The sequence below is a fragment of the Endozoicomonas arenosclerae genome (assembly GCF_001562015.1).
GTDB lineage: Bacteria > Pseudomonadota > Gammaproteobacteria > Pseudomonadales > Endozoicomonadaceae > Endozoicomonas_A > Endozoicomonas_A arenosclerae.
On record NZ_LASA01000085.1, the window covers coordinates 1 to 23,646 of the forward strand.

The 23,646-nt window shown below is 47.3% G+C and carries 19 protein-coding genes; 7 read left to right on the top strand and 12 right to left on the bottom strand.

The features are described from left to right. Both WG89_RS29385 and WG89_RS12740 read right to left on the bottom strand, forming a co-directional pair. A partial coding sequence (locus tag WG89_RS29385; RefSeq protein WP_172806676.1) for a transposase occupies positions 1-157 on the bottom strand: 157 nt, incomplete at its 3' end. Between the two features lie 21 nt (positions 158-178). Continuing rightward, positions 179-1,036, bottom strand: coding sequence for an alkaline phosphatase D family protein (locus WG89_RS12740; RefSeq protein ID WP_172806805.1), 858 nt, complete (start codon positions 1,034-1,036; stop codon positions 179-181). Between the two features lie 170 nt (positions 1,037-1,206). On the opposite strand from WG89_RS12740, the gene WG89_RS12745 reads away from it, so the two are divergent. The 3 genes from WG89_RS12745 to WG89_RS12755 all read left to right on the top strand — a co-directional run bounded on the left by WG89_RS12745 (position 1,207) and on the right by WG89_RS12755 (position 5,196). Further along, positions 1,207-1,488, top strand: a complete 282-nt coding sequence (locus tag WG89_RS12745) for a hypothetical protein (protein ID WP_062266613.1) — start codon at positions 1,207-1,209, stop codon at positions 1,486-1,488. 96 nt (positions 1,489-1,584) lie between these two features. Further along, positions 1,585-4,155, top strand: coding sequence for an ATP-dependent chaperone ClpB (clpB, locus tag WG89_RS12750; RefSeq protein ID WP_062266615.1), 2,571 nt, complete (start codon positions 1,585-1,587; stop codon positions 4,153-4,155). A gap of 237 nt (positions 4,156-4,392) precedes the next feature. After that, entirely contained in the window at positions 4,393-5,196 is an 804-nt protein-coding gene (locus WG89_RS12755) for a Cof-type HAD-IIB family hydrolase (RefSeq protein WP_062266618.1), read from the top strand. A gap of 120 nt (positions 5,197-5,316) precedes the next feature. Here the strand turns inward: WG89_RS12755 and WG89_RS12760 are convergent, their stop codons facing one another. The 4 genes from WG89_RS12760 to pyrC all read right to left on the bottom strand — a co-directional run bounded on the left by WG89_RS12760 (position 5,317) and on the right by pyrC (position 9,371). Further along, positions 5,317-6,510, bottom strand: coding sequence for a hypothetical protein (locus WG89_RS12760; RefSeq protein WP_062266621.1), 1,194 nt, complete (start codon positions 6,508-6,510; stop codon positions 5,317-5,319). Between the two features lie 39 nt (positions 6,511-6,549). Continuing rightward, positions 6,550-7,452 (bottom strand): hypothetical protein, encoded by a 903-nt coding sequence (locus tag WG89_RS12765; protein ID WP_062266624.1) that lies wholly within the window; start codon positions 7,450-7,452, stop codon positions 6,550-6,552. A 180-nt stretch (positions 7,453-7,632) separates the two neighbouring features. Then, positions 7,633-8,232 carry a ribonuclease T gene (gene rnt, locus WG89_RS12770; protein ID WP_079253818.1) on the bottom strand — a complete coding sequence of 200 codons (600 nt, stop codon included), beginning with the start codon at positions 8,230-8,232 and terminating at the stop codon, positions 7,633-7,635. Between the two features lie 95 nt (positions 8,233-8,327). Continuing rightward, positions 8,328-9,371, bottom strand: coding sequence for a dihydroorotase (gene pyrC / locus WG89_RS12775; protein WP_062266630.1), 1,044 nt, complete (start codon positions 9,369-9,371; stop codon positions 8,328-8,330). A gap of 587 nt (positions 9,372-9,958) precedes the next feature. On the opposite strand from pyrC, the gene WG89_RS12780 reads away from it, so the two are divergent. The 4 genes from WG89_RS12780 (at position 9,959) to WG89_RS12795 (ending at position 18,188) form a co-directional block, all read left to right on the top strand. After that, the gene (locus WG89_RS12780) at positions 9,959-11,173 is read left to right on the top strand and encodes an argininosuccinate synthase (protein WP_062266633.1); all 1,215 of its coding nucleotides are present in this window, start codon (positions 9,959-9,961) and stop codon (positions 11,171-11,173) included. Between the two features lie 459 nt (positions 11,174-11,632). Continuing rightward, entirely contained in the window at positions 11,633-14,197 is a 2,565-nt protein-coding gene (locus WG89_RS12785) for a hypothetical protein (RefSeq protein WP_062266635.1), read from the top strand. Between the two features lie 432 nt (positions 14,198-14,629). Continuing rightward, complete coding sequence (locus WG89_RS12790) at positions 14,630-17,182, top strand: hypothetical protein (protein ID WP_062266638.1); 2,553 nt, start codon at positions 14,630-14,632, stop codon at positions 17,180-17,182. A 307-nt stretch (positions 17,183-17,489) separates the two neighbouring features. Then, complete coding sequence (locus WG89_RS12795) at positions 17,490-18,188, top strand: hypothetical protein (RefSeq protein WP_062266640.1); 699 nt, start codon at positions 17,490-17,492, stop codon at positions 18,186-18,188. A 68-nt stretch (positions 18,189-18,256) separates the two neighbouring features. On the opposite strand, the gene WG89_RS12800 is transcribed toward WG89_RS12795, so the two are convergent. The 6 genes from WG89_RS12800 to purM form a co-directional block, all read right to left on the bottom strand. After that, on the bottom strand, positions 18,257-18,637 hold the full coding sequence (locus WG89_RS12800; protein ID WP_062266643.1) for a group II truncated hemoglobin: 381 nt from the start codon (positions 18,635-18,637) through the stop codon (positions 18,257-18,259). A gap of 103 nt (positions 18,638-18,740) precedes the next feature. Next, positions 18,741-19,916, bottom strand: coding sequence for a membrane-bound lytic murein transglycosylase MltC (gene mltC / locus WG89_RS12805; protein ID WP_062266646.1), 1,176 nt, complete (start codon positions 19,914-19,916; stop codon positions 18,741-18,743). Positions 19,917-19,944: 28 nt separating this feature from the next. Further along, complete coding sequence (gene gloA / locus WG89_RS12810) at positions 19,945-20,352, bottom strand: lactoylglutathione lyase (protein WP_245662915.1); 408 nt, start codon at positions 20,350-20,352, stop codon at positions 19,945-19,947. Positions 20,353-20,695: 343 nt separating this feature from the next. Then, complete coding sequence (locus WG89_RS12815; protein WP_062266653.1) at positions 20,696-21,457, bottom strand: DUF3108 domain-containing protein; 762 nt, start codon at positions 21,455-21,457, stop codon at positions 20,696-20,698. Positions 21,458-21,569: 112 nt separating this feature from the next. Next, positions 21,570-22,235, bottom strand: a complete 666-nt coding sequence (purN, locus tag WG89_RS12820; protein WP_062266656.1) for a phosphoribosylglycinamide formyltransferase — start codon at positions 22,233-22,235, stop codon at positions 21,570-21,572. Positions 22,236-22,330: 95 nt separating this feature from the next. After that, positions 22,331-23,386: a phosphoribosylformylglycinamidine cyclo-ligase gene (purM, locus tag WG89_RS12825; protein WP_062266660.1), complete on the bottom strand. Its 1,056-nt coding sequence runs from the start codon at positions 23,384-23,386 to the stop codon at positions 22,331-22,333. Positions 23,387-23,646 lie beyond the last annotated feature (260 nt).

Consider the following 23,646-nt stretch of genomic DNA (forward strand, 5'->3'; position numbering starts at 1 on the left):
AAATTTCATAACGCTCTGAGATAGCCAAGCATACCTCCTTCAACGTCTTGTCTACTTCATCGCTAAAGACCACTCTTCGATACTTTGCTGGACAGACCAAGTGATACATAAGAACAGTGACATTGTGGGATTTGTGGATGAACCTACTTTTAGCCATCCACAAAATGTAGTCACAAGTTCATGCTGCGGCTAATGCCGCAGAAACGCAGCAAGCTGCGGGGAATATGACCCGTAGAGATTCAAAGTAAGCCTGAATCGCATCGTTGCGGCGAGACGCCCATGGACCTTCACCATCATTATGGTTTTGTGCTCCTCCTTTCCAGGCATCATTAGCGGATTCATGATCATCCCAGATGCAGATAAAAGGATGCTGTCGATGAACTTCCTGAAGATCCGGGTCGGTTCGATACTGGGCATACCTCTGACGGTAGTCCTGTAGTGCTGTAATTTCTTTGGCGGGTATGGGGTCTCGACCCAGATTACTGCCGGTTCCAAAACCACCGGGGCCGTATTCATAGATGTAGTCACCCAGGTGAAGGACGGCATCAAGCTCAGGCCTTTTGGCGATCTCCCTGTAAACATTGAAATAACCGGCGGGATAATTTGAGCAGGAGCAGAAGGCCAGACGCATTCGGTTAAGATGGCCTTCTGGCAAGGTTCGGGTACGTCCAGTGGGGGAGATTTTACCGTTGGCGTTGAAGCGGTAGTAATAGGCTGTACCTGAAGCCAACTCATCAGCATCAACTTTGACGGTGTAATCGGTAACCGGGCCGGTCACTCCCTGACCTGATCGGACGACCTGGTTCATTTGTGGATCAAGAGCGATCTCCCATGAATAAGGCACAGCGGCCTGTTGGAAGCCAGGGTCGGGATCCGGTGTAATCCTTGTCCAGAGAATAACTCGATCGGCCAGTGGGTCACCACTGGCAACACCGTGCTGAAAAGGTTGATGGGTACTCGCAAAGGTCTTTAGTAGAGGCAACGTTGCAATGCCATGGGCTGCGCCCTGAAAGAATCGCCTTCTTGTTATGGCCATGATCATTCCGTTTGTCAGGTGTTTTTTAGAATTGTTTGATCAGGCTAGGAAAGGGATGTGTCAGTATGAAGACGCTTTGTTTACAGGAGTTTGAAGAGGAAAGCGGGGCTGCTGCTATAAATGGTGCTACTTTCAGGAGAGTCGATTTTTAATAAAGTGAATTTTCTTTCATGAATAGATTGTTGATTGTTGTCCTTGCCACTCTGTTGCCGGCCATGGCTCAAGCCAGTGAAAAAGACAAACCGGTGACCAACGCTCAGGAAGCGATTCAATACGCCAAAGAGCATCGAAATAATGCCGGCAAAAAAGAGGTTTCCGGTGATAATTGGCTGGGTATTGCTAATTCTGCCGTCAAACTGCTGGGTATAACTGAGTCGAGTGAGCAGGAAGAACCTCAGAGAGTAAGAGAGGAACCGGACATCCTGGATCAGATTAATGAGTTCTTTAAATAAGCTCCAAGCCTGAGTCTTGAAATGCACGATTCTGCCGCCATATAAGTTATAGAAGCCGTCTACTACGGTAAGAAACAAAGCGCGGGAGAACTAGCTATGCGAGCAGACCGACTCACCAGTAAGCTGCAGTCCGCATTGTCAGATGCTCAGTCACTGGCTTTAGGTAAAGACCATAATCAGATTGAACCTGTCCATCTTTTGCTGTCCCTTCTGAATCAGCAAGGAGGTTCGGTCAAACCGCTCCTCAGTCAGGTTGGGTTTAATTTACAGCAACTGGCCGATGAGCTCGAAAAGCTGCTTGAGCAAGTGCCGGTCATTAATAATCCCACGGGTGATATTCAACCTTCTCAGGAAACCATTCGCTTGCTCAATCTGGCCGACAAGCAAGCCCAGAAGAGCGGTGACCAGTTTATTTCCAGCGAAACCGTCCTGCTGGTGATGATGGAGGGGAGTTCAGCCCTTTCCCGAATACTGAATGCCCAGGGCGTCAGCAGGCAGGCTCTCGAAAATGCCATCAACAATCTGAGAGGTGGAGAGTCGGTTAATGATCCTAATGCAGAAGATAATCGTAATGCCCTGGCTACTTACACCATAGATCTTACAGAGTGTGCAGAGCTGGGTAAGCTGGACCCGGTTATTGGTCGTGATGATGAAATTCGTCGTATTGTTCAGGTTCTGCAGCGTCGTACCAAAAACAACCCGGTGATTATTGGTGAGCCAGGCGTTGGTAAAACAGCGATTGTTGAAGGGCTTGCTCAGCGTATCGTCAATGGTGAAGTGCCTGATGGTATTAAAGGAAAAAGACTTCTGTCGCTTGATATGGGGGCATTGATTGCCGGTGCCAAGTTCAGGGGCGAATTTGAAGAGCGTCTCAAGTCAGTACTGAATGAGCTGTCCAAGCAGGAAGGTCAGATCATTCTGTTTATCGATGAGCTTCATACCATGGTTGGGGCTGGTAAAGCAGAAGGTGCCATGGATGCCGGCAATATGCTGAAACCTGCATTGGCCCGTGGCGAGCTGCATTGTGTGGGCGCGACAACACTGGATGAGTACCGTCAGTACATTGAGAAAGATGCGGCGCTAGAGCGTCGCTTCCAGAAAGTGCTGGTGGATGAGCCCACAGAAGAGGACACCATTGCCATTCTGCGTGGTTTGAAAGAGCGCTATGAAGCCCACCATGGTGTCGATATCACAGACCCTGCCATTGTGGCAGCCGTCAAACTTTCCCAGCGTTATATTACTGACAGACAACTGCCCGATAAAGCCATAGACCTGATTGACGAATCAGCGAGTCGTATCCGAATGGAGATGGATTCCAAGCCGGAAGAGATGGATCGTCTGGAGCGTCGTCTGATTCAGCTGAAAATAGAACGGGAAGCCTTGAAGAAAGAAGACGACAAGGCTTCAAAAGAAAGACTGGCCCTGCTGGATGAAGAAGTGGACAGTCTGGAAAGAGAATATTCCGACCTTGAAGATATCTGGAAAGCCGAGAAAGTCGTACTTCAGGGTTCCCAGAAGTTGAGGGAAGAGCGTGAAAAGCTGTTAATTGCCCTGGAAGCGGCTCAACGCTCCGGCGATCTGGCAAAAATGTCAGAAATTCAGTATGGCCAACTGCCGGAGCTGGAGAAAAAGCTGGCTGAGGCTGATGCTGCAGAGTCTGGTGGTGAAACCAAACTGCTCCGCAACAGGGTAACGGATGAAGAAATTGCCGAAGTTGTCTCTCGCTGGACCGGTATTCCTGTATCCAAAATGCTGGAAGGTGAGCGTGAAAAACTCCTGAAGATGGAAGACGCTCTTCATGCTCGCGTGATTGGTCAGGATGAAGCGGTTGTTGCAGTTTCCAATGCGGTGCGTCGTTCAAGAGCAGGACTTGCTGATCCCAACAGGCCGAATGGTTCCTTTATGTTCCTTGGCCCAACCGGTGTGGGTAAAACGGAACTCTGTAAAGCCCTGGCAGAATTTCTCTTTGATACTGAAGACGCTATCGTTCGAATTGATATGTCGGAGTTTATGGAGAAGCACTCCGTAGCCAGATTGTTGGGTGCACCTCCTGGATATGTAGGTTATGAAGAGGGCGGTTATCTGACGGAAGCCGTTCGTCGTAAACCTTACTCGGTTGTACTCATGGACGAGGTAGAGAAAGCCCATCCGGATGTCTTTAATATTCTGCTTCAGGTATTGGAAGATGGACGTTTAACAGACGGCCAGGGAAGAACGGTAGACTTTAAGAATACCGTAATTGTCATGACTTCCAACCTCGGTTCTGATGTGATTCAGACCATGCAGGGGGAAGACTTTGAAGCAATGAAATCAACCCTTATGGATGTAGTGGGAGCTCACTTCAGACCCGAGTTTGTCAACCGGGTTGATGAGCTGGTGGTCTTCCATCCATTGACTGAGAAACAGATTGAAGGCATTGCCAGTATCCAGCTCAGCCGTCTGAACAAGCGATTGGCAGAGAACAGTTTGTCTCTGGAAGTCTCTGATGAGGCGATGAAGAAGCTGGCAGAAGTTGGCTTTGACCCTGTCTACGGGGCCCGTCCACTGAAGCGTGCCATCCAGCGCAGTATTGAGAATCCTTTGGCGGAAGCCATACTCTCCGGTAAGTACTCACCGGGAGATGTGATCAAGACAACACTGAAAGGTGACGAGATTACCTTTGAGTGATTCTCTATCCTGACGAAGCCGCTATCCAGCGGCTTCTTTCTTTCTGATCAATCGTCAGGGTCTATCCGACAGGCTCCTGGAGAAAAGTTAACTCATTATCTTTCGACTTTCGCCTATTGCCAGAAATTCAAACTAACGTGCATAATCCCAGGGGCTAACCCACTGTTTTATCTGTTCATTATCTTGTCATCTAAGCGCGTCAGGATGCAGATAAACACACTCTCCTATGAGGTATGCATGTATCCAGTCGTTGTCTCAGACCTTGATGGTACTCTTCTCAATGATCAGCATGAGCTGGCTCCCCGCACCAAAGATGTAATTCGTCGTTTAAGCAGTCAGGGCATCCGTTTTGTCTTTGCAACGGGCAGGCACTACCTCGATGTTGAAGAGATGAGAGCGCAGCTGGACATCGACATGTACACCATCACCTCCAATGGTGCACGAGCTCATAATCCTCAGGGTGAAATGATAGTCAGCCATGACCTGAATCCTGAGTATATCCAGCAGTTGATCAGCCTGGGTCGTAAGTACAGCGATACTGTATTCCTCAGTGTTTACAGCGAAGACAATTGGTTCGTAGAACAACACCATGAAGACCTGCTGAAATTCCATAAAGACACGGGTTTCAGCTACACCATGCAGAACCTGGATACGATTCCTGTTGATAAGATTATCAAGGTTTTCTTCATCGCCAAGGAGCATGAAGAACTGCTCGATCTGGAAAAAGATATCCATGACGCTTTTGGTGATTCTGTAAACATGGCCTTCTCACTGGATACCTGCCTTGAAATTATGGCGCCAGCTGTGAGTAAAGGTGCGGCCCTGGAAGAAGTGATGAAGCTGAAAGGCCTGGAACTCAAAGACGCAGTCGCCTTTGGTGACGGTATGAACGATGTTGAGATGCTTGAAGTAGTGGGCAAAGGTCTGGTAATGGGAAATGCCACTGAGCGTCTGAAAGCAAGATTACCTGATCATGAAGTGATCGGTGAGTGTAATGATGATGCTGTGGCTAATTTCCTGGATCAGCAGTATCCGCATTGAATTTGATATCAATTCTACCTGCTCTGTTAAGGCTGCAGGTAGAATTGAGCAGTGGCTAAATCAAACCTGACTTTATCTGCAGACGACATTTTACTGATAAAGCCAGACTTTTATGCTTATTTAAGCGCCCTGCCAGCCTTGATTGCCTTTACCAAAAGTGTTTCCACCAAAATTTGCCAAGGCTCTTCCATAACCGCTCAGAGTAGGGTAAATCTTATTTTTTACGACTAGGACTCCTGCAACAGCGAGACCCGCTTGGTTTATCATTGGTAGAGTTGCTGCCTGTTCGGCTATTTTAACCAGTGAGCCTATACCCGTTGTTTTCAGAGCAGCAGTTCCAAGACTCCCGGCTACAAAGGCCGTTGGGTAAATTTTTTCACATGAAATTTTGAAGTTCTTGCGAATATCCGGGTTTTTCATGTCGTAGTCATTGTACTGGAGACCATGAAATGTCATACCAGTATTTTCAACTAAACGTTTAAGGTTGTCTTTTTTGGTGTCCTTCCCGCCCCGTGGTGCTGAGAAATAGATGCGGTGCTTAACAGTAGCAATTTTTGATTGGTAATCTGCTTCAGTACTGATCCCCGATTTCTGGATATCGGTATGACTTTTATGCAGGCTCTCCAGCGCTTTGGCAAAGGTCTTTACTCCCTCGCCTTGAACCAGCCAGCTAACACCGTTCATATATTTCTGGGACTGTTGAATAATAGAAGCCAGAGACTCTACGTTAGCCTGTTTCCCAAAGTCTTCACGCTGCCAGAACAGATTATAGGCATTGCCTCCTCTGGCCACTTCTTCGGGGCGGAGTCCATAGGCACCCTGGATATGTTCGACTATCATGCTGCTGGCATCCGCTAAATCATCGTACTTGCCACTGACGACCATATAAGATTCATGATGGATTTTCTTTGTGAAGTCTGGAGCGTTGTTTTCTCTAGGAATTGGAACCCATTCCTCTCGGTTTAAGTCATATCTGACTGTGTGCAAGCCTGACGTGGGAGAGGGGGATGGTGTAGGCTCAATATCAATGTACTCAATTAAAACACTGTTAGTGCCTTTTATCCGATAACTGAGTTTGGCGCCCTTCAAATCCATGGAATACAAGCGACCATTTCCCCGTACATCCTGTCCGGAGCCTTTGGCGACAGCCTGCAGGTTATAGATTGCCCTTAATAGTGAGGTGAAATAAAAATTACCTACATGTTTTTGTTGGATCTTTTCCCATTCAGAGTAGTGCTCATTTTTGACAAATATCTTTCGTCCTGAGCTCTCATTGGGATAGAGACGCTGATAGCCTGGATATTCCTGAGTCATTGTTGTACTTCCCTATGTACTATTTTTTTGAGCTGTTGTTTATAAAGTAGGGGCTGGTGTCCCTGGTTGGGTTATCACGAATTCAGGTTCTCCTGCTCCAGAGTCACCCTCTCTCCATTCAGGAAACACCCAGGGCATGGGTTCAAGTGTTTCCGAGATACTGCTGTCAGGCATTATTGTGCGAAGGTGCTGGATTTGTTGTAGATGTTCCTGGGTATAGTCCAGTTGAATGCTGTCAATAACCTGTTCTCGAATCTTGTGCATATGCTTCAGACTCAGGCTGACGGGTGTATAGCCGGAATAGGTAAAGTAGAGTCGCAGGTTGTATTCTCTGGCAAGGGGAATAATCAGGGTGCTTTTGATGTGAGCAAACTCCTGAGTGGTTTCCGGGTCACCCTTCATACTGTTGTGGGTTTCATACAGTACCCAGGGTGCGAGAGGGTTATGTATCACCCGCCAGTTCACCGGGACTTTGGGCTGGTGTAAGTCAATACGACGCACGGCTTGGAAGTAGGCTGAGCGAAGGACTATTTTTTCAAGGTCGGAGGGGGTGAAAAAGCTCATGGACTCCGGCAGGGTATAGTTATGACAAAGCATCAAAACCAGACGGGTAGAACCCAGTGGCCGCCCTCGCCAGATGGGCCCCATAAACTCCCAACGTCGGTTAATGAGTCCTTGAAAAGCATAGCCTTCTGATCGCCAGCCCATGCCAGCCTCTTCCTCGTCCTTATTTGTCAGGTAGTTGTCCGGTGAATAGATATTGACCCGCTCTGGCGGTTTTTTCTCACCACCCGTTGTATTTCCCCCAAACCCATAGGAGTTATGGTGAGGAGGTAATTCCATAGTAAGAATATTACCAGATAGGTCTATCCGGATTTTTTCCCAAGAGTCACCGTTTACAAGGTAGGGCTGCTTACGGGAAGCGAAGAGGCGTTTTAACATCTGAAACCATCCTGTATAGCCGGCGGTTGTCCATTTTTATTGCCGGTAATGCTTAGGACGCATCTTATTGAAAAGTTTTTTAGGATGCAATGTCTGGGAAGGGTAGGTGGGAGAAGGTGTTGCCTGAGTCACAGATCATTGCTATCAGGCAAGTGTCGCTTTATCCATGGGTGGATGTTATTACAACCACCCACCCAAATCCTTCCAGCGATTGACGATTGAGCAAAACAGTTCTGCTGTTTTCTCAGTGTCATAACGTGCTGAGTGTGCTTCACCCTTGTCGAAAGAGATATCAGCCGCTTCACAGGCTCTTGCCAGAACGGTTTGGCCGTAAGCTAAGCCGGACAGGGTTGCAGTATCAAAGCAGGAGAACGGATGGAACGGGTTGCGTTTGATGTCGCAACGTTCTGCAGCCGCCATAACAAAACCCAGATCAAAAGAAGCATTGTGACCGACCAGTACGGCACGGTTACAGCCCTGCTTTTTGACTTCCTTGCGAACGGTTTTGAAAATACCGTTCAGGGCCTGTTCTTCTTCCGTAGCGATACGCAGTGGGTGAAAAGGATCAACACCGATGAACTCGATGGCAGCCGGTTCTATGTTGGCACCTTCAAAAGGTTTGACATGGAAAGACTGTGGCTTACCAGGGTGCACATAGCCGCTTTCATCCATTTCAATGACCACGGCTGCAATTTCCAGCAGTGCGTCAGTGGCAGAATTGAAACCTCCGGTTTCCACATCCACTACAACGGGTAAAAAACCACGAAAGCGGTTGGCCATCAGGTGGCTATCATCGACCACGGAATCTCCTTAATTCATTCAGAGTGTTGGGAAAGTCTGGGATTCCAGAGCACCAGACTTTCCTGTAAAAAGTGTCAGCCATTCAGCTGCAGGCGCCAGCTCAGAGTTTCGCCCGCTCTCAGGGGAATGACCTGATTGTCTCCCAGAGGGATAGACTCTGGCAATTGCCATTCTTCTTTGGTGAGCGTAACGGACTCAGTGTTACGAGGCAGTCCGTAAAAATCCGGTCCGAAATGACTGGCAAAACCTTCCAGTTTGTCCAGTGCATTCATACCTTCAAAGGCTTCTGCATACAGTTCAAGTGCTGCCGGAGCAGTGTAGCAACCTGCACAGCCACAGGATGTCTCCTTAGCATCAACAGTGTGAGGCGCAGAATCTGTCCCCAGGAAGAATTTGGGGCTGCCGCTGGTGGCTGCTTCCAATAATGCTTGCTGATGAATATTTCGCTTCAGAATGGGCAGGCAATAATAATGTGGGCGGATACCACCAACCAACATGTCATTGCGGTTGTATAGCAGGTGATGAGCTGTGATGGTCGCGGCTACATTGTCGTGGCTGCTTTTTACAAACTCAACGGCATCCGCAGTGGTGATGTGCTCCATAACCACTTTCAGTACGGGGTGGCGAACCGTGATATCCCTGAGATAGCGATCAATGAACACTTTTTCACGATCGAAGATATCAATGTCGGCATCGGTCACTTCGGCATGCACCAATAACGGCAGTCCAACCTCAGCCATGGCCTCAAGGCTTTTTTCAATGTTTCTGACATCGGTCACGCCGGAGTCAGAGTTGGTAGTAGCACCGGCCGGGTAGAGCTTGAGTGCCTTAACATCACCTCTTGCCTTCGCATCTCTGACCATTTCTGGTGTTGTGTTGTCTGTCAGGTACAGAGTCATCAGAGGCTCGAACTGACTGCCAGCAGGAACGTGCTCAAGAATTCGGGCTTTGTAGGCTGCAGCGTCCTCAGCATTCAGCACAGGAGGACGAAGGTTAGGCATGATGATCGCACGGGAGAAGTTTCTGGCAGCAGAACGGACCGTTTCAGCCAGTGCCGCGCCATCTCTCAGGTGGATATGCCAGTCGTCAGGGCGTGTCAGGGTGAGCTGTTGTGTCATCTTCTGAAGAGTACCTGTTCCAGAGAAGAAAGAGTGACTGCTGGAGAGGAGGCTGACCGAGAATAGCCCCCACAACAGTGTAACCGTGTTTTTGTCTCAGGGCTGTTAATTACAGCAAATGATGACCAAAAAGCACTTGATTAGGTGGAGTCAGTAGAGAGGTTAATGCGCTCTCTTCACTGGAAGGGCATCGTATCTAAAATCTCGCTGGCTTGGTAGTGATATTTCCCCGGGGCATGGCCTTGCCAGTCCTTTGGTCAGGCCGGTTGAGTGAAGGATTTATGGATACTTTGAACATTCTTTATGCAATTACTTTCCCAAAGCGCAGTTTCGGGTGCGTTTGCCCAAAAAACTGTGATGAATTCTAGAAAACAGGGCGTTATTCAAGAATAATGTCTTCCGCCATTGGCTGCCTGGCAACCAGTGCGTCCTAAACGCATATGGGTTCAAGGAAGGCGGGCAGCTTAATATAGAAAAATAACTGAATTTATATGTTGATTTCGTGAATAAATATTGATTTTTTGCTTTGAATCATCAATACTCCTTCAGAAATCAGGTTTTACCGTATCGGGAATTGGGAGTGCTCGGTGAAAGAGATTAAAAAAGTTGTACTGGCCTATTCTGGCGGACTGGATACTTCGGTGATTGCCAAGTGGCTGGAAGACACCTACCAGTGTGAAGTTGTTACTTTTACAGCTGACCTGGGTCAGGGAGAAGAAGTTGAGCCGGCAAGAGCCAAAGCTGAGGCCCTGGGAATAAAAGAAATCTACATCGAAGATCTGCGCGAAGAGTTCGTACGCGATTTTGTGTATCCCATGTTCAGAGCTAACACCATTTATGAAGGTGAGTACCTGCTGGGTACTTCAATTGCTCGTCCCCTGATTTCCAAAAGATTGATCGAAATTGCCAACGAAACCGGTGCAGATGCCATTTCCCATGGTGCGACCGGTAAAGGTAATGACCAGGTTCGTTTTGAGTTGGGTGCCTATGCCCTGAAGCCCGGTGTAGAGGTGATTGCTCCCTGGCGTGAATGGGATTTGAACTCACGTGAGAAGCTGCTGGCTTATTGCGACGAGCATGGTATTGAAGTTGAGAAGAAGAAGGGCAAGTCTCCTTATTCTATGGATGCCAACCTGCTGCACATCTCTTATGAAGGCGGCATTCTGGAAGATCCGTGGGCGGAAGCAGAGGAAGAGATGTGGCGTTGGAGTGTTTCTCCTGAAAACGCCCCGGATCAACCTTTGTATATGGAGCTGACATATAAGAAGGGTGATATCGTCGCCATTGATGGTCAAGAAATGACACCGGCTACGGTTCTGACTTACCTGAACAAGGTGGGTGGAGAAAACGGCATTGGTCGTCTGGACATCGTTGAGAATCGTTATGTTGGCATGAAATCCCGTGGTTGTTATGAAACACCAGGCGGAACCATCATGCTGAAGGGACACAGGGCGATTGAGTCCATTACTCTGGATCGTGAAGTAGCACATCTGAAAGATGAATTGATGCCGCGTTACGCCAAACTGATTTACAACGGCTACTGGTGGTCTCCTGAGCGTGAAATGCTTCAGAAGATGATTGATGACAGTCAGGAGTATGTGAATGGCGTGGTTCGTCTGAAGCTCTATAAAGGCAATGTCACTGTTGTTGGTCGTCAGTCTGATGATTCTCTGTTTGATGAGAATATTGCCACATTTGAAGATGATGCCGGTGCCTATGATCAGGCCGATGCCGAAGGCTTTATCAAATTGAATGCATTGAGACTGAGAATTGCAGCCAATAAAGGTCGTGAAATTAGTTAATTAAGTTAACGATCATGTTTTAAAATTAACGGCCTGCACTTTCAATAGTGCAGGCCGTTTTTGTTAAAGGAATAAAAACAGTATTGAGTGATTTAAATTTTTCTGTTTTAATGTGGCCTCATTAATCGAGTCAGCCTTGTTAAGGTGTTAATAAAAAAATTGTTAATGCTATGTAATTCTGGATAACAAAAAAAAACAGAATGGGCGGATTTTAATGATTTAAGTCAATAAAAAACTTTTTTGAAAACTCGTCGAATCTTTTGCGATTGTCAAATAAATCACTGTTCTTAATAGTGTCCCCGTCCCTTATTAATCCACTGACATTCCCTTGATATCTGAACACATGATCTATACATCTGTGGTCGTTTATTTATGTCTGTTGTGATTACTCATTGCTGTAAAGGCTTTATACGTCATCTCAGAAATGACGATTTATAGGCATTGCAAGGAATTAAAACGATGCAGTATTCTCGCTTGGCCAGAGCCGTTTCTCTGACTCTACCGCTTGCTTTATTGGCAGGGTGTGACGATGTTCTCAACGATGATGTTGAAGAAGTCACTCTGCAATCCCAAGCCCTTAAATTCGATCCCGCTAACGGTATGATTCCTTACCCCAATGACATTGTGGGTTTTGATGAAGACGGTACTCTCCATGTACCCGGTGAAACCGATTGGGCCAATACTGATGGTGACAGCCCGAATGTGTACTGGAACTACTACGGTACTCAGCAAGGCTGGGGCACATCGGTTCCGATGATTCTGGAATTCACCAAAGCACCGGATGAGGCGGGTGGTTCTCCGACTATCGATGCAGATACTTTCCAGTCTGGTATCAAAATGTTCAGGGAGAATGCCGACGGTACGCTGGAAAGCCTGGTGTGGAACGAAGACTACCGCGCAATTCTGGCTAAAGCGGGCACTATTAATATTGAGCCATTGAAGCCTTTTGATGAAGCGACCCGATATTTTGTTGCTTTGACCAGTGATGTAAAAGATGCACATGGTCAAACGTTACAGACTTCATCAGCCTACAGACAGCTTCTGAGTAGTAATGATGAAATGGGACAGCATCTTCAGGGTGTGATTGATCAGTTAGGTGGAGCTGGGTTGTCTGATAGCAGTATTATTTATGCTGCAGATTTTACTACCGGTTCCAATGTCAGTGTTATACGTCCTGTTGTAGCTAAGTATTTAGAAACATCTGATGAGACAATATTAACCATACACCAGGAAATAACGTCTACAGATACAGCAGACGTGGTAAACAACAATGTATTGGTTAATCAATTCTCTGAAACGCTGAAGAATGAAGGTGTAGAGCTTCCTCTGCCTGATAACACTGAAGCTGGGTATCATGTGTTTTCAGCCAGTATAAACCTTCCAGCGTATATGGATACACCTGATATGAATGCTGGGAACTGTGATTACAATCAATATGTAGCCAGTATGCAGAATGAGGATGGTTCTGTACCTGACGGGATCAATTTTAATGAGTACCGTGTTGCTCCCCAGGAATTCTGTCCAGGCGCCTTTAGTTATTTTCAGGCAGATGATGGGACTCCGATCAATGCTGAAAATGCTGGAAATATCCATGTATTCAAAACGGCAGATCAGAACTCAATCAGTGCTCTGGTCTTCCTCCCTGACGGTGAAGTACCTGAAGGTGGTTTCCCTGTAATAATGAGCACTCATGGTTTCGGTGGTTCAAAAAGTGACACTGAGCTGGCTGCTGAGCAATTCACATCTGAAGGTTATGCTCTTGTAGCCATCGATCATCCTATGCACGGTGACAGGGCTGTGGACATCGACGGAGACGGTGAAAAGGATTTAAGTGCCACCGTTCGAAGAACAGATTATGCCAGTCCGGAAAACTTGCTGACGACCCGTGGCTTTATGTGGCAGGTTTCGCTCGATTACATTGGTATTAGGATGGCTATTGCCAATGGTGTGACGGATCTGCAGGGTAAGCTTCTTCTGGATACTAACAATGTCCATATGCAGGGCGGTTCACTGGGGGGTATTCACAGCACGATTATCTCTGGAATGATCAGGGATGCTCAGGAAAACATCCCAGGTTATAAAGATGAGCTTGATCTGAAGACGACAACACTGAATGTCCCTGGAGCGGGTGTAGCCGCTATTCTGATGCAGTCGCCAGTACTGCAGCCTGAGATGAAGGCAGATATTCTGGAATCCGCGCCTTTCCGACTGTTTATGGCTGAAAAACTGGGCCTTTATAACCCAGTGACTCAGTTGTCCAAGGATGAGAAAGTGACTGCGCTGGATAAGACGGATGAATATCGTGAAGGTCTGGCTGGTGTTGATCTTACTCAACCTGAACTGATCAGCGATGAAAATGTACGTCAATTGGCGGATAAGCTGCTGGCCACCAGTGCTGCGATGGGTAAGTCAGCACCTGCTGACTTCGCTGAGTTTGAAGAGCAGATCTGGGAAGCTTACAAAATCCCTGCCGAGGTTGCTTATCAGGCCATTACTGATCCTTCTGATCCAGTGAGCTATGCAAAGGTACTTGCTCAATATCCTGATGAGCCTATTTTGCTGAATGAGGCAGTGGGTGATGGTTCTAATGATCTGAACATCTTGGGTCTTGGCATTGCTCTGGCCACAGAAGGTAATGAATATAATCCGGGCGACTTTGTTATTGTAAATCAGGCTGATGAGATGCCTCTGGGTGGTACTGATCCTCTGATCAGAACGCTGGGATTGGATCTGCTTGTTGGTGGTGAAAATGGTGAAAAAGATGTGGCCACTGTCCGTGGAGCTTCCCGATATGGCTATGGCACACATATGTCCAGCTTTATTCCTATTCCACTGGCATTGATTGATCCGGATCTGCTTCCCAATGATATGCAAGTTCACAACAGTATTATTGGTGCGTCTACTTCATTCATGAACTCGAAGGGTTCTTATGTGAATGTGAAAAATCGTGGATTCACAAACGGTGATGATTTGTTACTGCTGAAAGAAGAGTTTTCAGAACAGCCGCAGTACAAACTGAGATAAATTTAATATCACCTGAAACTGTGATTTACATGTTTAAAGCCACTGCCTTTACAGGCAGTGGCTTTTTTTATTTCTCAAAGAAGTTACGGGGAATTACTGCTCTAAAAAAATCCAGTTAATTAATTAACTTATTATTTATTCCGCGTTGTGTTAATGAATGAACATTAAAAGTAACGGCAGGTAACTGCCAAGGTGTATAAGCTGATATAAATCAATAAATAGTATTTTTTTAATGTGTGTATTGGCTAAGTTGCTTGTCAATTAATGTGGTCTTATTAAAGTGTGGCCGTCCTTATTTGATCCGCTGTTTTTTCCCTGAGAATGTTCTCGATTCAGAAGAACATATTTCTATACGACAGAAATGGATCATTTATTGCTGAGCAGGCTCAAAGTCACTGACCAGGTGATTGAAAAAGCATACAAGGAATTAAAATGATGCAGTACACACGCTTGGCCAAAGCGGTTTCATTGACTCTACCCCTTATTCTGCTGGCTGGATGTGACGAGAATGTTGAAGAAGTCACCTTGCAGTCGCAAACCCTTCAATTTGATCCCGCCAATGGTGTCATTCCTTATCCCAACGATATCGTGGGTTTTGATGGTGATGGTACCCTGAGTGTTCCGGGCGAAACCGATTGGGCCAACACAGAAGGCGATAGCCCCAATACTTATTGGAACTACTATGGCACCCAGAAAGGCTGGGGAACATCGGTTCCTTTGGTCCTGAGCTTTACCAAAGCGCCTGATGAAATGGGTGGTTCACCCACCATCGATGGTGCCACTTTGCAGAACGCCGTCAAAATGTTCAAAGAAGTGGATGGTATTCTCGAGCCTTTGGAGTGGAACAGTGATTTCCGCGCTATTCTGGCCAAAGCCGCTACGGTCAATATTGAGCCTCTGAAACCACTGGACGAGGCCAGTCGATATTTTGTTGCGCTCACGAATGACGTGAAAGATGCTCACGGTCAGGCCCTGCAAACCTCTTCTGCATTTAAACAGTTGTTGACCAGTAATGATGAGATGGGTCTTCATCTGCAGGGTGTCGTAGACAGTCTGGTGGGTGCTGGTATATCCGAAAGCAGTCTGCTTTATGCTGCTGACTTTACCACTGGTAGCAATATCAGCATCTTAAGACCTGTGGTTGATAAGTATCTGTCTGAATATTCGTCAGATACCAATATTGTCCTGGAGAGGGCAGCTGTACCGCCAGCCAATCTGGAAACCATTGTTTCAGAAAATACCCTGATGAAGCAGCTCACAGAAAATTTGGAAAGCCAGGGTGTACAGGTTCCTGAACCCGCTATAGACGAAGGCGATTATGTTACCTATACAGGAACAATTAATCTGCCTGCTTATATGGATGAGCCTACCAGTGAAAACTGTACAGCCAACCCATATGTAGAGGGTATGGAACCTTCTGATATGAATGCTTACAGGGTGGCTCCACAAAAGTTCTGCCCGGGTGCATACAGCTACTGGCAGACCGATGAGGGTGGGCTGCCTTCAGGTATTCCTCTGAACCCTGAGAATGCTGAGAACATTCATGTCTTCAAAGAGCCGGATGACAATAAGTTAGGCATTGTCGTTCATGTTCCGAAGAGTGATCCACCCGCTGGTGGTTACCCGGTAGTGATGACCAGTCATGGTTATGGGGGTAGTAAAGAAGATACGGCTCTCACTGCTAATCAACTGGTATCCGATGGTTATGTGGTGATTGGTATCGACCATCCGATGCACGGTGAGCGGTCTGCCGATATTGATGGTGATGGCGCAAATGATCTGAGTGCGGGGCTTCGAAAGACTGATTACGCCAGTCCTGAGAATCTGCTGACAACTACCGGATTTATGTGGCAACTGTCGTTAGACTATATGGGTGTCAGAATGGCTGTCACTAACGGTATCAAGCTGGAAGATGGTCAGGAAATTCCTGTCAATAATCATCTTGTGCATTTGTCGGGTGGCTCTCTGGGTGGCATTCACAGCACAATGATCTCTACTTTGATCCGCGATGCTCAGGAGCGTCACAAGTCAGACACAGCTCTTGTTGAAGCACTGGATATCAGAACTACAACGCTGAATGTGCCGGGTGGAGGTGTTGCCTCTATCCTGATGCAGTCTGCTGCTCTACAACCTGAATTTAAAGAAGATATTCTGGACGCTGCATCTTTCCGACTCTTTATGGCTGAGCAACTGGGTTTCTACAATCCCAGGACTCAGCTCAGCTTTGAGGAAAAGGTGGAAGCTCTGAATCAGGTGGATGAGTATAGAAATTCATTGGCCACTGCAGCGATCAATCAGCCTGATCAGGTGACAGACTCTGGTGTTCGTAAAATGGCGCAGAATATTCTTGAAGCCAGCAGATCCATGGGCTTTTCTACAGAAGAAGCTCCAGCTGATTTTGCCGAGTTTGAAGAGCAGGTATGGAAAGCTTATGAAACTCCGGCTGAGATTGCTTATCAGGCCATAACGGATCCTAACGATCCTGTGAACTATGCAAAAGTGCTTGCTGAATATAAGGATGAACCTGTTCTTCTGAATGAAGCGGTGGGTGATGGCTCCAACAGTCTCAGTCTGCTGGCTATTCTTCTGGCCGTCACGGGTGAAGGTAAAGAATGGAACCCGGGAGACTTTGTTATCCCTAACCAGCCTGAAGAGATGCCGCTGGCAGGTACAGATCCTCTTATCCGTACACTGGAGCTTGATATTTTGACCGGTGGTGAAGTTGGGGACGGTACAAGCCCTCTGAGAGTGGCTGGTCGTTATGGTTATGGTACTCATATGTCCAGCTTTATCCCCATTCCCCTGGCCTTGTTTGATGCAGACCTTTTGCCCAATGATTTAAGCGTCCATAACAGTATGGTGGACGGTATGATCGATTTTCTGAACTCAAATGGTACGTCCATGAGTGTGAAGAATAAGGGAACTACCAATGGAGATGATTTGTTGCTGACAGAGGATGATTTTCCTGAACATCCTGAATATTGATCAGGAAAGCAACGACTCATAAAGAAGGGCGTTCTGCGCCCTTTTCTCGTAACGAAACCCAATGGTTGTCGTGCAAGTATAAGGTTGTCTTACTCTTTCTATTTGTCGGCTTGATGGGGTGGGGCGTTTTTTTTGATCTTGATCAAGGTATCTCGTCTTTTGTTTAAGTCGAATGATTTAATTGTTGAGCTGATCGTTCTCTGACCTATCATCGGTCTATCTGGATACTGACCCCTTGTTGCTGGCGAGAGATCACTCGTCTTTCAGTATTTCAGACGAATAAGCACAATATGGAATCATAAAAACGATGAACCTCCGCTTTCTTTTCCGGGTTGCTCCGGTATCTCTGGCTTTGCTTGGAATGGCAGGATGCAGCGAGACCCCCGTTGAGTCCTCAGGCAGTCCAGCAGCTGATCCAGCCGTAACGCTTCAGTTTGACCCTGCGAATGGAAACATACCTTACCCTAATGATCTCTATGGCTTTGATCATGACGGGACACTCAGTGTGCCGGGTGAGGCTGACTGGTCATCTTTCAGTGAGTTAAACAGTCCTGATTCATTCTGGCATTTCTATGGCACCCAAAAAGGGTGGGGGGCTAGAATGCCGATAATCATCCAGTTTGTTTCTCACGCTGGTGAGGTAGTGAATGAGCCGGTTGTTGATGAGACTTCTTTAGAACAAGGTATTCTGATCTACCGAGAAACGCCTGAGGGGCTCGTCCCTCAACAGTGGGGTAAGGATTTCAAGGCCTCTTTGGGACAGTTAGGCGAACTGAAAATCGAACCCGTGGGTTCTTTTGCGCAGAAAACCCGATACCTGGTTGTACTGACCCGGGATTTAAAAGATAAATCCGGTCAGAGCGTGCAGTTGCCGGAAGATTACAAACTGCTGCTGGGCAGTAATGACACTCTCGGAAAGCATTTGAAAAAGGTGATAAAGCAGTTGAGTAAAGCCGGTATCCATAAGAAAAGCATCGTGTTTGCAGCAGACTTTACAACCGTGTGAATTCTGTTTTCAGACGGTATTTATGATTGGCATAAAGACCAGGAGGGATAAATCCCTCCTGGTTGTATTCAGGCATTTTTGATGAAGTCAGCCAATCTGAACATGGGTTCTTTTAACATACTTTTTACCTGTTCTGAGGCGTCTATGGCTTCAAGAGCCTTGTCCATACAGAGCAACCATTGATCCCTGTGATCGGAAGTAATCGTATAAGGTTTATGAGGCGAGGTCAGGCAAACGGTGCCGTGCTTTTCGAGATAGAGGCTTGGTCCACCCAGCCAGCCTGAAAGGTATTCAAACAGTCTCTGTTCGACTTCTTCAAGATTCCTGGCATGCATCTGGCGAATTTCTACTGCTTCTGTCGTTTCATCCATCGCCTGATAGAAAGCTTTGGCCAGAGCCTGAATTTTCTCTTCGCCGCCCAGAAGTTCATAAGGACTGCTGTTACTCATTGACTCGTATCCCTGTTGTTCTTTTTTATAATTGAGATAATGCCATTTAATGAACTCGTGTCATTGATCTCTATCAACAGTATTTATAAGTCAGACAAACGCTTCAGACATCACCCTTATAGAAGTCCTTTTGGGCCTTGGTGACCTTTTTCAGGTAGTTTCTTGATTCCTGTCTGGGGTGCTTTCGCGTCAGTGCCCAAAAAGCTTCTTCCGGTTCCATCTGATTCAGTATTTCCATGGCTCGGGTGCGGTTGGCATGGAAGGTTTTCAAAACGTTACCAGTGCCACCGTTGTAGGCAGAGATAATGGCGTAATGTCTGACAAGAGGATCCCTTACATTCTTGAGGTAACGGGTTTCAAGAATATGCAGATACGCAGTTCCGGCATCAATATTGTTAAAAGGGTTGAAGAGATAATTTCTGCTGGGCTGCCCAGTGCGGCGCTTGACCAGTTTGAATACGTCCCGGCCGGCTGTTGAAGGAATGATCTGCATCAGGCCATAAGCGTTGGCATGACTCACTGCATAAGGGTTAAAGCTGCTTTCGGTACGCATGATGGCATAGATCAGACTTTCTTTGATCTGATACCTCTGGGACATCTGTCGAACAATTGCAGCGTATTGATACTGTCGCTTGATCATATGATCACCGACCAGGTTCAGATCGACAGAATAAACGGTTCCTTTTGCACTGGAACGTGTGATCAGCTGGTGATCGATCAGGTAGTCTGCAAACTGGCTGGCTCGCCATTCCCAGCGAATGGGTTGGCCCTGATGATCATGAACCTGACCATAAAGCATAGGTTCTTCTCCCAGAGGGACAGCCTTGTCACTGAACAGGTCAACTTCGTCAGGATTATAGGGCGTCAACAAAGTAACAATGATGGCATGTCTGAGATCTTGCCGATCCAGAGTTTCTACATGCACCTTGCCCTGTTCAAAGTTAACGAATACACGAGTTCGGTAGTTGTTGGTGTACTTGACGTATTCCTTGTTACTGGCGCTTTTTTCATCACCCCAGTTAACCCGGGCCTCTGTTGTTAGAATTCTTACCAGAGCTTCAAAGGCAATCACATCTTTTTGAATGCTTTGTGCGGTTTGCACTGTGGAGTAGACGTCTGCAACCGGACCACCTAATTCACGAACTATTACATCGGTAGCGTAATTGACTCCGGCATTACTGGAGCAGCTGGAAAGCAGAAAGGTCAGCAGGCAGCAGCCGACAATCCTGAAAGTCTTTCTGATGCAGGCATCGAAATGGCTGTTAGGATTGTCCAACATGCTTTTTCACGTCCCTGTTATGGTGTTCTTAGCCCTGGAGTCCCTGGGATGCACTCTTGTTTTGAATCATCTCGATCTTGTAGCCGTCCGGGTCTTCAACAAATGCAATTTCTGTTGTCCCGCCTTTTACCGGACCCGGTTCGCGAGTGATGTTGCCACTGTTGGCACGGATGGCTTCACAAGTGGCATAGATATCATCAAAACCAATGGCTATATGACCAAAGCCCGTACCAAGATCGTACTCTTTGGTCCCCCAGTTGTAGGTCAGTTCAATCACTGCCTGTTCTGTTTCATCGGCATAGCCGACGAAAGCCAGAGTGTATTCGTATTGCTCATTATCGTGCTTGCGTAGCAGTTTCATACCCAGTACATCAGTATAAAAAGCAATGGAGCGATCAAGGTCGCCCACTCGAAGCATGGTGTGGAGAAGTCTCACAGAAAGCTCCTGACATTCAGGTGAAGGAATGTTGAATCAAGAAACGTCATTTTAACGGAAACCTTTAGTGACAGACAGCGGGTTAGACTGATTGCATATTAAAAAGGTCTATTTATGCGTTGTCTAAAGAAAGGCTGAAGAACTTAAGGAATAGTCTTGAAATAACTCTCAAAACCCGTTCGGGCTGAGCCTGTCGAAGCCCAATGCCACTACCCTTCGACAAGCTCTGGGTGAACGGAGCCCGTATGTAAATCGGGAAGTTATTTCAAGGTAAATCCTAAGTTGGTTCAATTGAATCTAGTGATCAGATTGTTAGCTTCTTGGCAGCGCATTGAACTGCCAGCTATTTGCCTTTCTGCTCTGGCTGTGCCGTGATCGCTTTGCCATCCAGTTCACCACCCTTGAATTGAATCAGGTAGTCTGAACCTTTTTCCTTTTGCAGTAATTGCACCAGAACATAGTCCCAGTCCTTGGCGAACCAGATCCAGGTTTCGCGGTCATTGTCTTCACGGACCACTTTGACGCGGGTTGCGTTGAGTTTTCCTGCAGGTGTATCAAGTATTTCGTCTGCTTCGATCACAAAGCGTCTTTCATAGACTTCATCATCGTCAACCACGGGGTAGGCCAGCTCTTTCTTGCCATTTTTCAGGTCGAGCCTTAATTGCAGTTGATACGAAAGGGGGTCTTGGGCTCCGGTTTTGAATTTGATGTTTGAGCGTTCATCATCCTGTTGCCAGGCCGCTTCCATGGTTTTCCAGTCAAAGGTGGCCTCCTTGGGAGGTTTGCCTCCAATGCCTTTACGCTCGTAGCGATATTTTAAAGGACGAACCTGTCCGTCATTCAGGGTTACCCTGCTGGTCTCATCAAGACTGATGGAAGCGATGATGACCGAAGCACTGGCTCCGAAGTCCAGAACCCATTCATCACCTTCTTTTTTCAGACTGCGGGTGCCTGAGCCACTGATGCCTGACACTTCAGCCTTATATTCAGCAGTAAAAGGCTTCAGTGCTGAAGCTTCGGGTTTCTTTTCTTGTGCAAAGGATGGAGTGCTCAGGAGTAGAAGGCCAGAGGCAAGAATAGCTGAGACAGATTTGAAGAGGGTCATGGCAATTCCTTTTCTGGGGATTACCTCTCTGGTTCATCCACTGACGGTGAAAGAGAGGTAATCTCAGGTGATCGCCCGTTGAAAAGTACAACCTGAAGTCAGTCCCACAGGTTTATTTTTCAGTGACGATACTTGTTTCAGGTATACGATATCCTTGAGGGCCAAGGGGCTTTTTGTCAAGTGAAATGACATCGTCTTGTAGGGCTATTCGGCCGGAAACTATCCAGTCTATAGCTTTAGGATAAAGATGATGCTCCATCACCTTGACGCGCTGCTCAAGGGTTTGTGCAGTATCTGAAGGTGTGATTTCCAGAGCTGCCTGCATCACCACAGAGCCACTGTCCAGTTCCTCGGTGACGAAATGCACAGAGGTTCCGTGCTCACTATCGCCGGCGTCCAGGGCAGACTGATAGGTGTTGAGACCTTTATGCTTAGGCAGCAGGGAAGGGTGAATGTTGATCAGCTTGCCCTGATAGTGCTCAACAAAAGCACTGCTGAGAATGCGCATGTAACCCGCCAGTACAACCAGATCCGGCTTGTATGCATCGATATGCTTCATCAGTTCAAGGTCAAACAGTTCCCGGCTCGGGTAGAGCTTGTGGTCAAGGCTCAGGGATTCAACACCCGCCTTCCCGGCTCTTTCCAGGCCAAAGGCATCCGGGCGATTACTGAGAACACCCACAACCTCATAACTGTATTGACTCTGCTGGTCGAGAATGGCCTGTAAAGTAGTACCACTGCCCGATAGCAATACTACGACCCGATTGTTATCAGTCATTTCCGTTCTCAAGATTCAAATTCGAGATAAAAAGGTCCGGGGCAGTCAACTAACAACTGCCCGGACCTTTCTTCGTCTTTAACGGTAGACGGCTTTTATCGGTAAACGACCTTGTCGCCGGAACCGGATTCCATGTGACCTATAACGAAGGCTTCTTCACCCAGTTCATTCAGTCGGGTAACGGCTTGGTCGGCCTGATCTTCCGGCACGCAGATAACCATGCCTACACCGCAGTTGAAGGTCAGGTACATTTCTGACTGGGCAATATTGCCGCCTTCCTGCAGGAAGCGGAATACTTCAGGAATATTCCAGCTTTCTGTATTGATCACCGCCACACAGTCTTCGGGGATAACCCTTGGCAGGTTTTCTGTCAGACCACCACCTGTGATGTGCGCCATGGCGTGGATCGGCATTTCTTTCTGCAGTTGCAGCAGAGACTTAACATAGATGCGTGTCGGTGCCATCAGGGCTTCTGCCAGAGGCTTGCCATCGACTTCACTGTTCAGGTCTGCCTGGCTGACTTCAAGCACTTTGCGAATCAGAGAGTAGCCGTTGGAATGAGGTCCGCTGGACTTCAGGCCAATCAGAACATTGCCGGCAGCTACTTTGGTGCCGTCAATAATGTCAGATTTTTCGACAACCCCTGTGCAGAAGCCTGCCAGGTCATAGTCTTCGCCCTGATACATACCGGGCATTTCAGCGGTTTCACCACCAATAAGTGCGCAACCAGCCTGTTCACAGCCTGCGCCTATACCGGTGACTACCTGCTCAGCTACGTCGACATTCAACTTGCCGGTAGCGTAGTAATCGAGGAAGAAAAGAGGCTCGGCCCCACAGACCAGCAGGTCATTAACGCACATCGCTACCAGATCAATACCGATAGTGTCGTGCTTGCCCAGGTCCATAGCCAGTTTCAGCTTGGTGCCTACACCGTCGGTTCCGGAAACCAGAACTGGCTCTTTGTAACCGGATGGGATCTGGCACAGGGCGCCGAAGCCTCCCAGACCACCCATCACTTCAGGGCGAGAAGTGGCTTTGGCTACATGTTTGATACGATCAACCAGGGCGTTGCCTGCCTGGATGTCGACACCAGCGTCTTTATAGCTCAGAGAAGAAGCAGGGGAAGTTGTATCGCGGTCGCTTTTGCTCATCGAAGATGTATCCGCACCGTGGAATCTATTGTGGATTGATCAGAGCGCGCATTCTAACTTAACCCGAAACATTCATAAAGAAGGATGAGGGCTCATGAATAGATGATTAAACGTTAACAGCCCCAAACAGATTCCACAGTCTTATAAAGATTTTCTACAAAACCAGAAAGTTATGGCAGAATGATGTGATACTGGGCTCCGGGCGTTTCGTCTGGGTGGTTTGTACTCGAATACTATGAAAATACAGCTTTCCATAAGGG

What these genes read in the sequence shown, in the direction of transcription:
- WG89_RS12740 (WP_172806805.1), bottom strand. Translation starts at nt 1,036, where the DNA reads ATGGCCATAACAAGAAGGCGATTCTTTCAGGGCGCAGCCCATGGCATT.
- WG89_RS12745 (WP_062266613.1), top strand. Translation starts at nt 1,207, where the DNA reads ATGAATAGATTGTTGATTGTTGTCCTTGCCACTCTGTTGCCGGCCATG.
- clpB (WP_062266615.1), top strand. Translation starts at nt 1,585, where the DNA reads ATGCGAGCAGACCGACTCACCAGTAAGCTGCAGTCCGCATTGTCAGAT.
- WG89_RS12755 (WP_062266618.1), top strand. Translation starts at nt 4,393, where the DNA reads ATGTATCCAGTCGTTGTCTCAGACCTTGATGGTACTCTTCTCAATGAT.
- WG89_RS12760 (WP_062266621.1), bottom strand. Translation starts at nt 6,510, where the DNA reads ATGACTCAGGAATATCCAGGCTATCAGCGTCTCTATCCCAATGAGAGC.
- WG89_RS12765 (WP_062266624.1), bottom strand. Translation starts at nt 7,452, where the DNA reads ATGTTAAAACGCCTCTTCGCTTCCCGTAAGCAGCCCTACCTTGTAAAC.
- rnt (WP_079253818.1), bottom strand. Translation starts at nt 8,232, where the DNA reads ATGGCCAACCGCTTTCGTGGTTTTTTACCCGTTGTAGTGGATGTGGAA.
- pyrC (WP_062266630.1), bottom strand. Translation starts at nt 9,371, where the DNA reads ATGACACAACAGCTCACCCTGACACGCCCTGACGACTGGCATATCCAC.
- WG89_RS12785 (WP_062266635.1), top strand. Translation starts at nt 11,633, where the DNA reads ATGCAGTATTCTCGCTTGGCCAGAGCCGTTTCTCTGACTCTACCGCTT.
- WG89_RS12790 (WP_062266638.1), top strand. Translation starts at nt 14,630, where the DNA reads ATGATGCAGTACACACGCTTGGCCAAAGCGGTTTCATTGACTCTACCC.
- WG89_RS12795 (WP_062266640.1), top strand. Translation starts at nt 17,490, where the DNA reads ATGAACCTCCGCTTTCTTTTCCGGGTTGCTCCGGTATCTCTGGCTTTG.
- WG89_RS12800 (WP_062266643.1), bottom strand. Translation starts at nt 18,637, where the DNA reads ATGAGTAACAGCAGTCCTTATGAACTTCTGGGCGGCGAAGAGAAAATT.
- mltC (WP_062266646.1), bottom strand. Translation starts at nt 19,916, where the DNA reads ATGTTGGACAATCCTAACAGCCATTTCGATGCCTGCATCAGAAAGACT.
- WG89_RS12815 (WP_062266653.1), bottom strand. Translation starts at nt 21,457, where the DNA reads ATGACCCTCTTCAAATCTGTCTCAGCTATTCTTGCCTCTGGCCTTCTA.
- purN (WP_062266656.1), bottom strand. Translation starts at nt 22,235, where the DNA reads ATGACTGATAACAATCGGGTCGTAGTATTGCTATCGGGCAGTGGTACT.
- purM (WP_062266660.1), bottom strand. Translation starts at nt 23,386, where the DNA reads ATGAGCAAAAGCGACCGCGATACAACTTCCCCTGCTTCTTCTCTGAGC.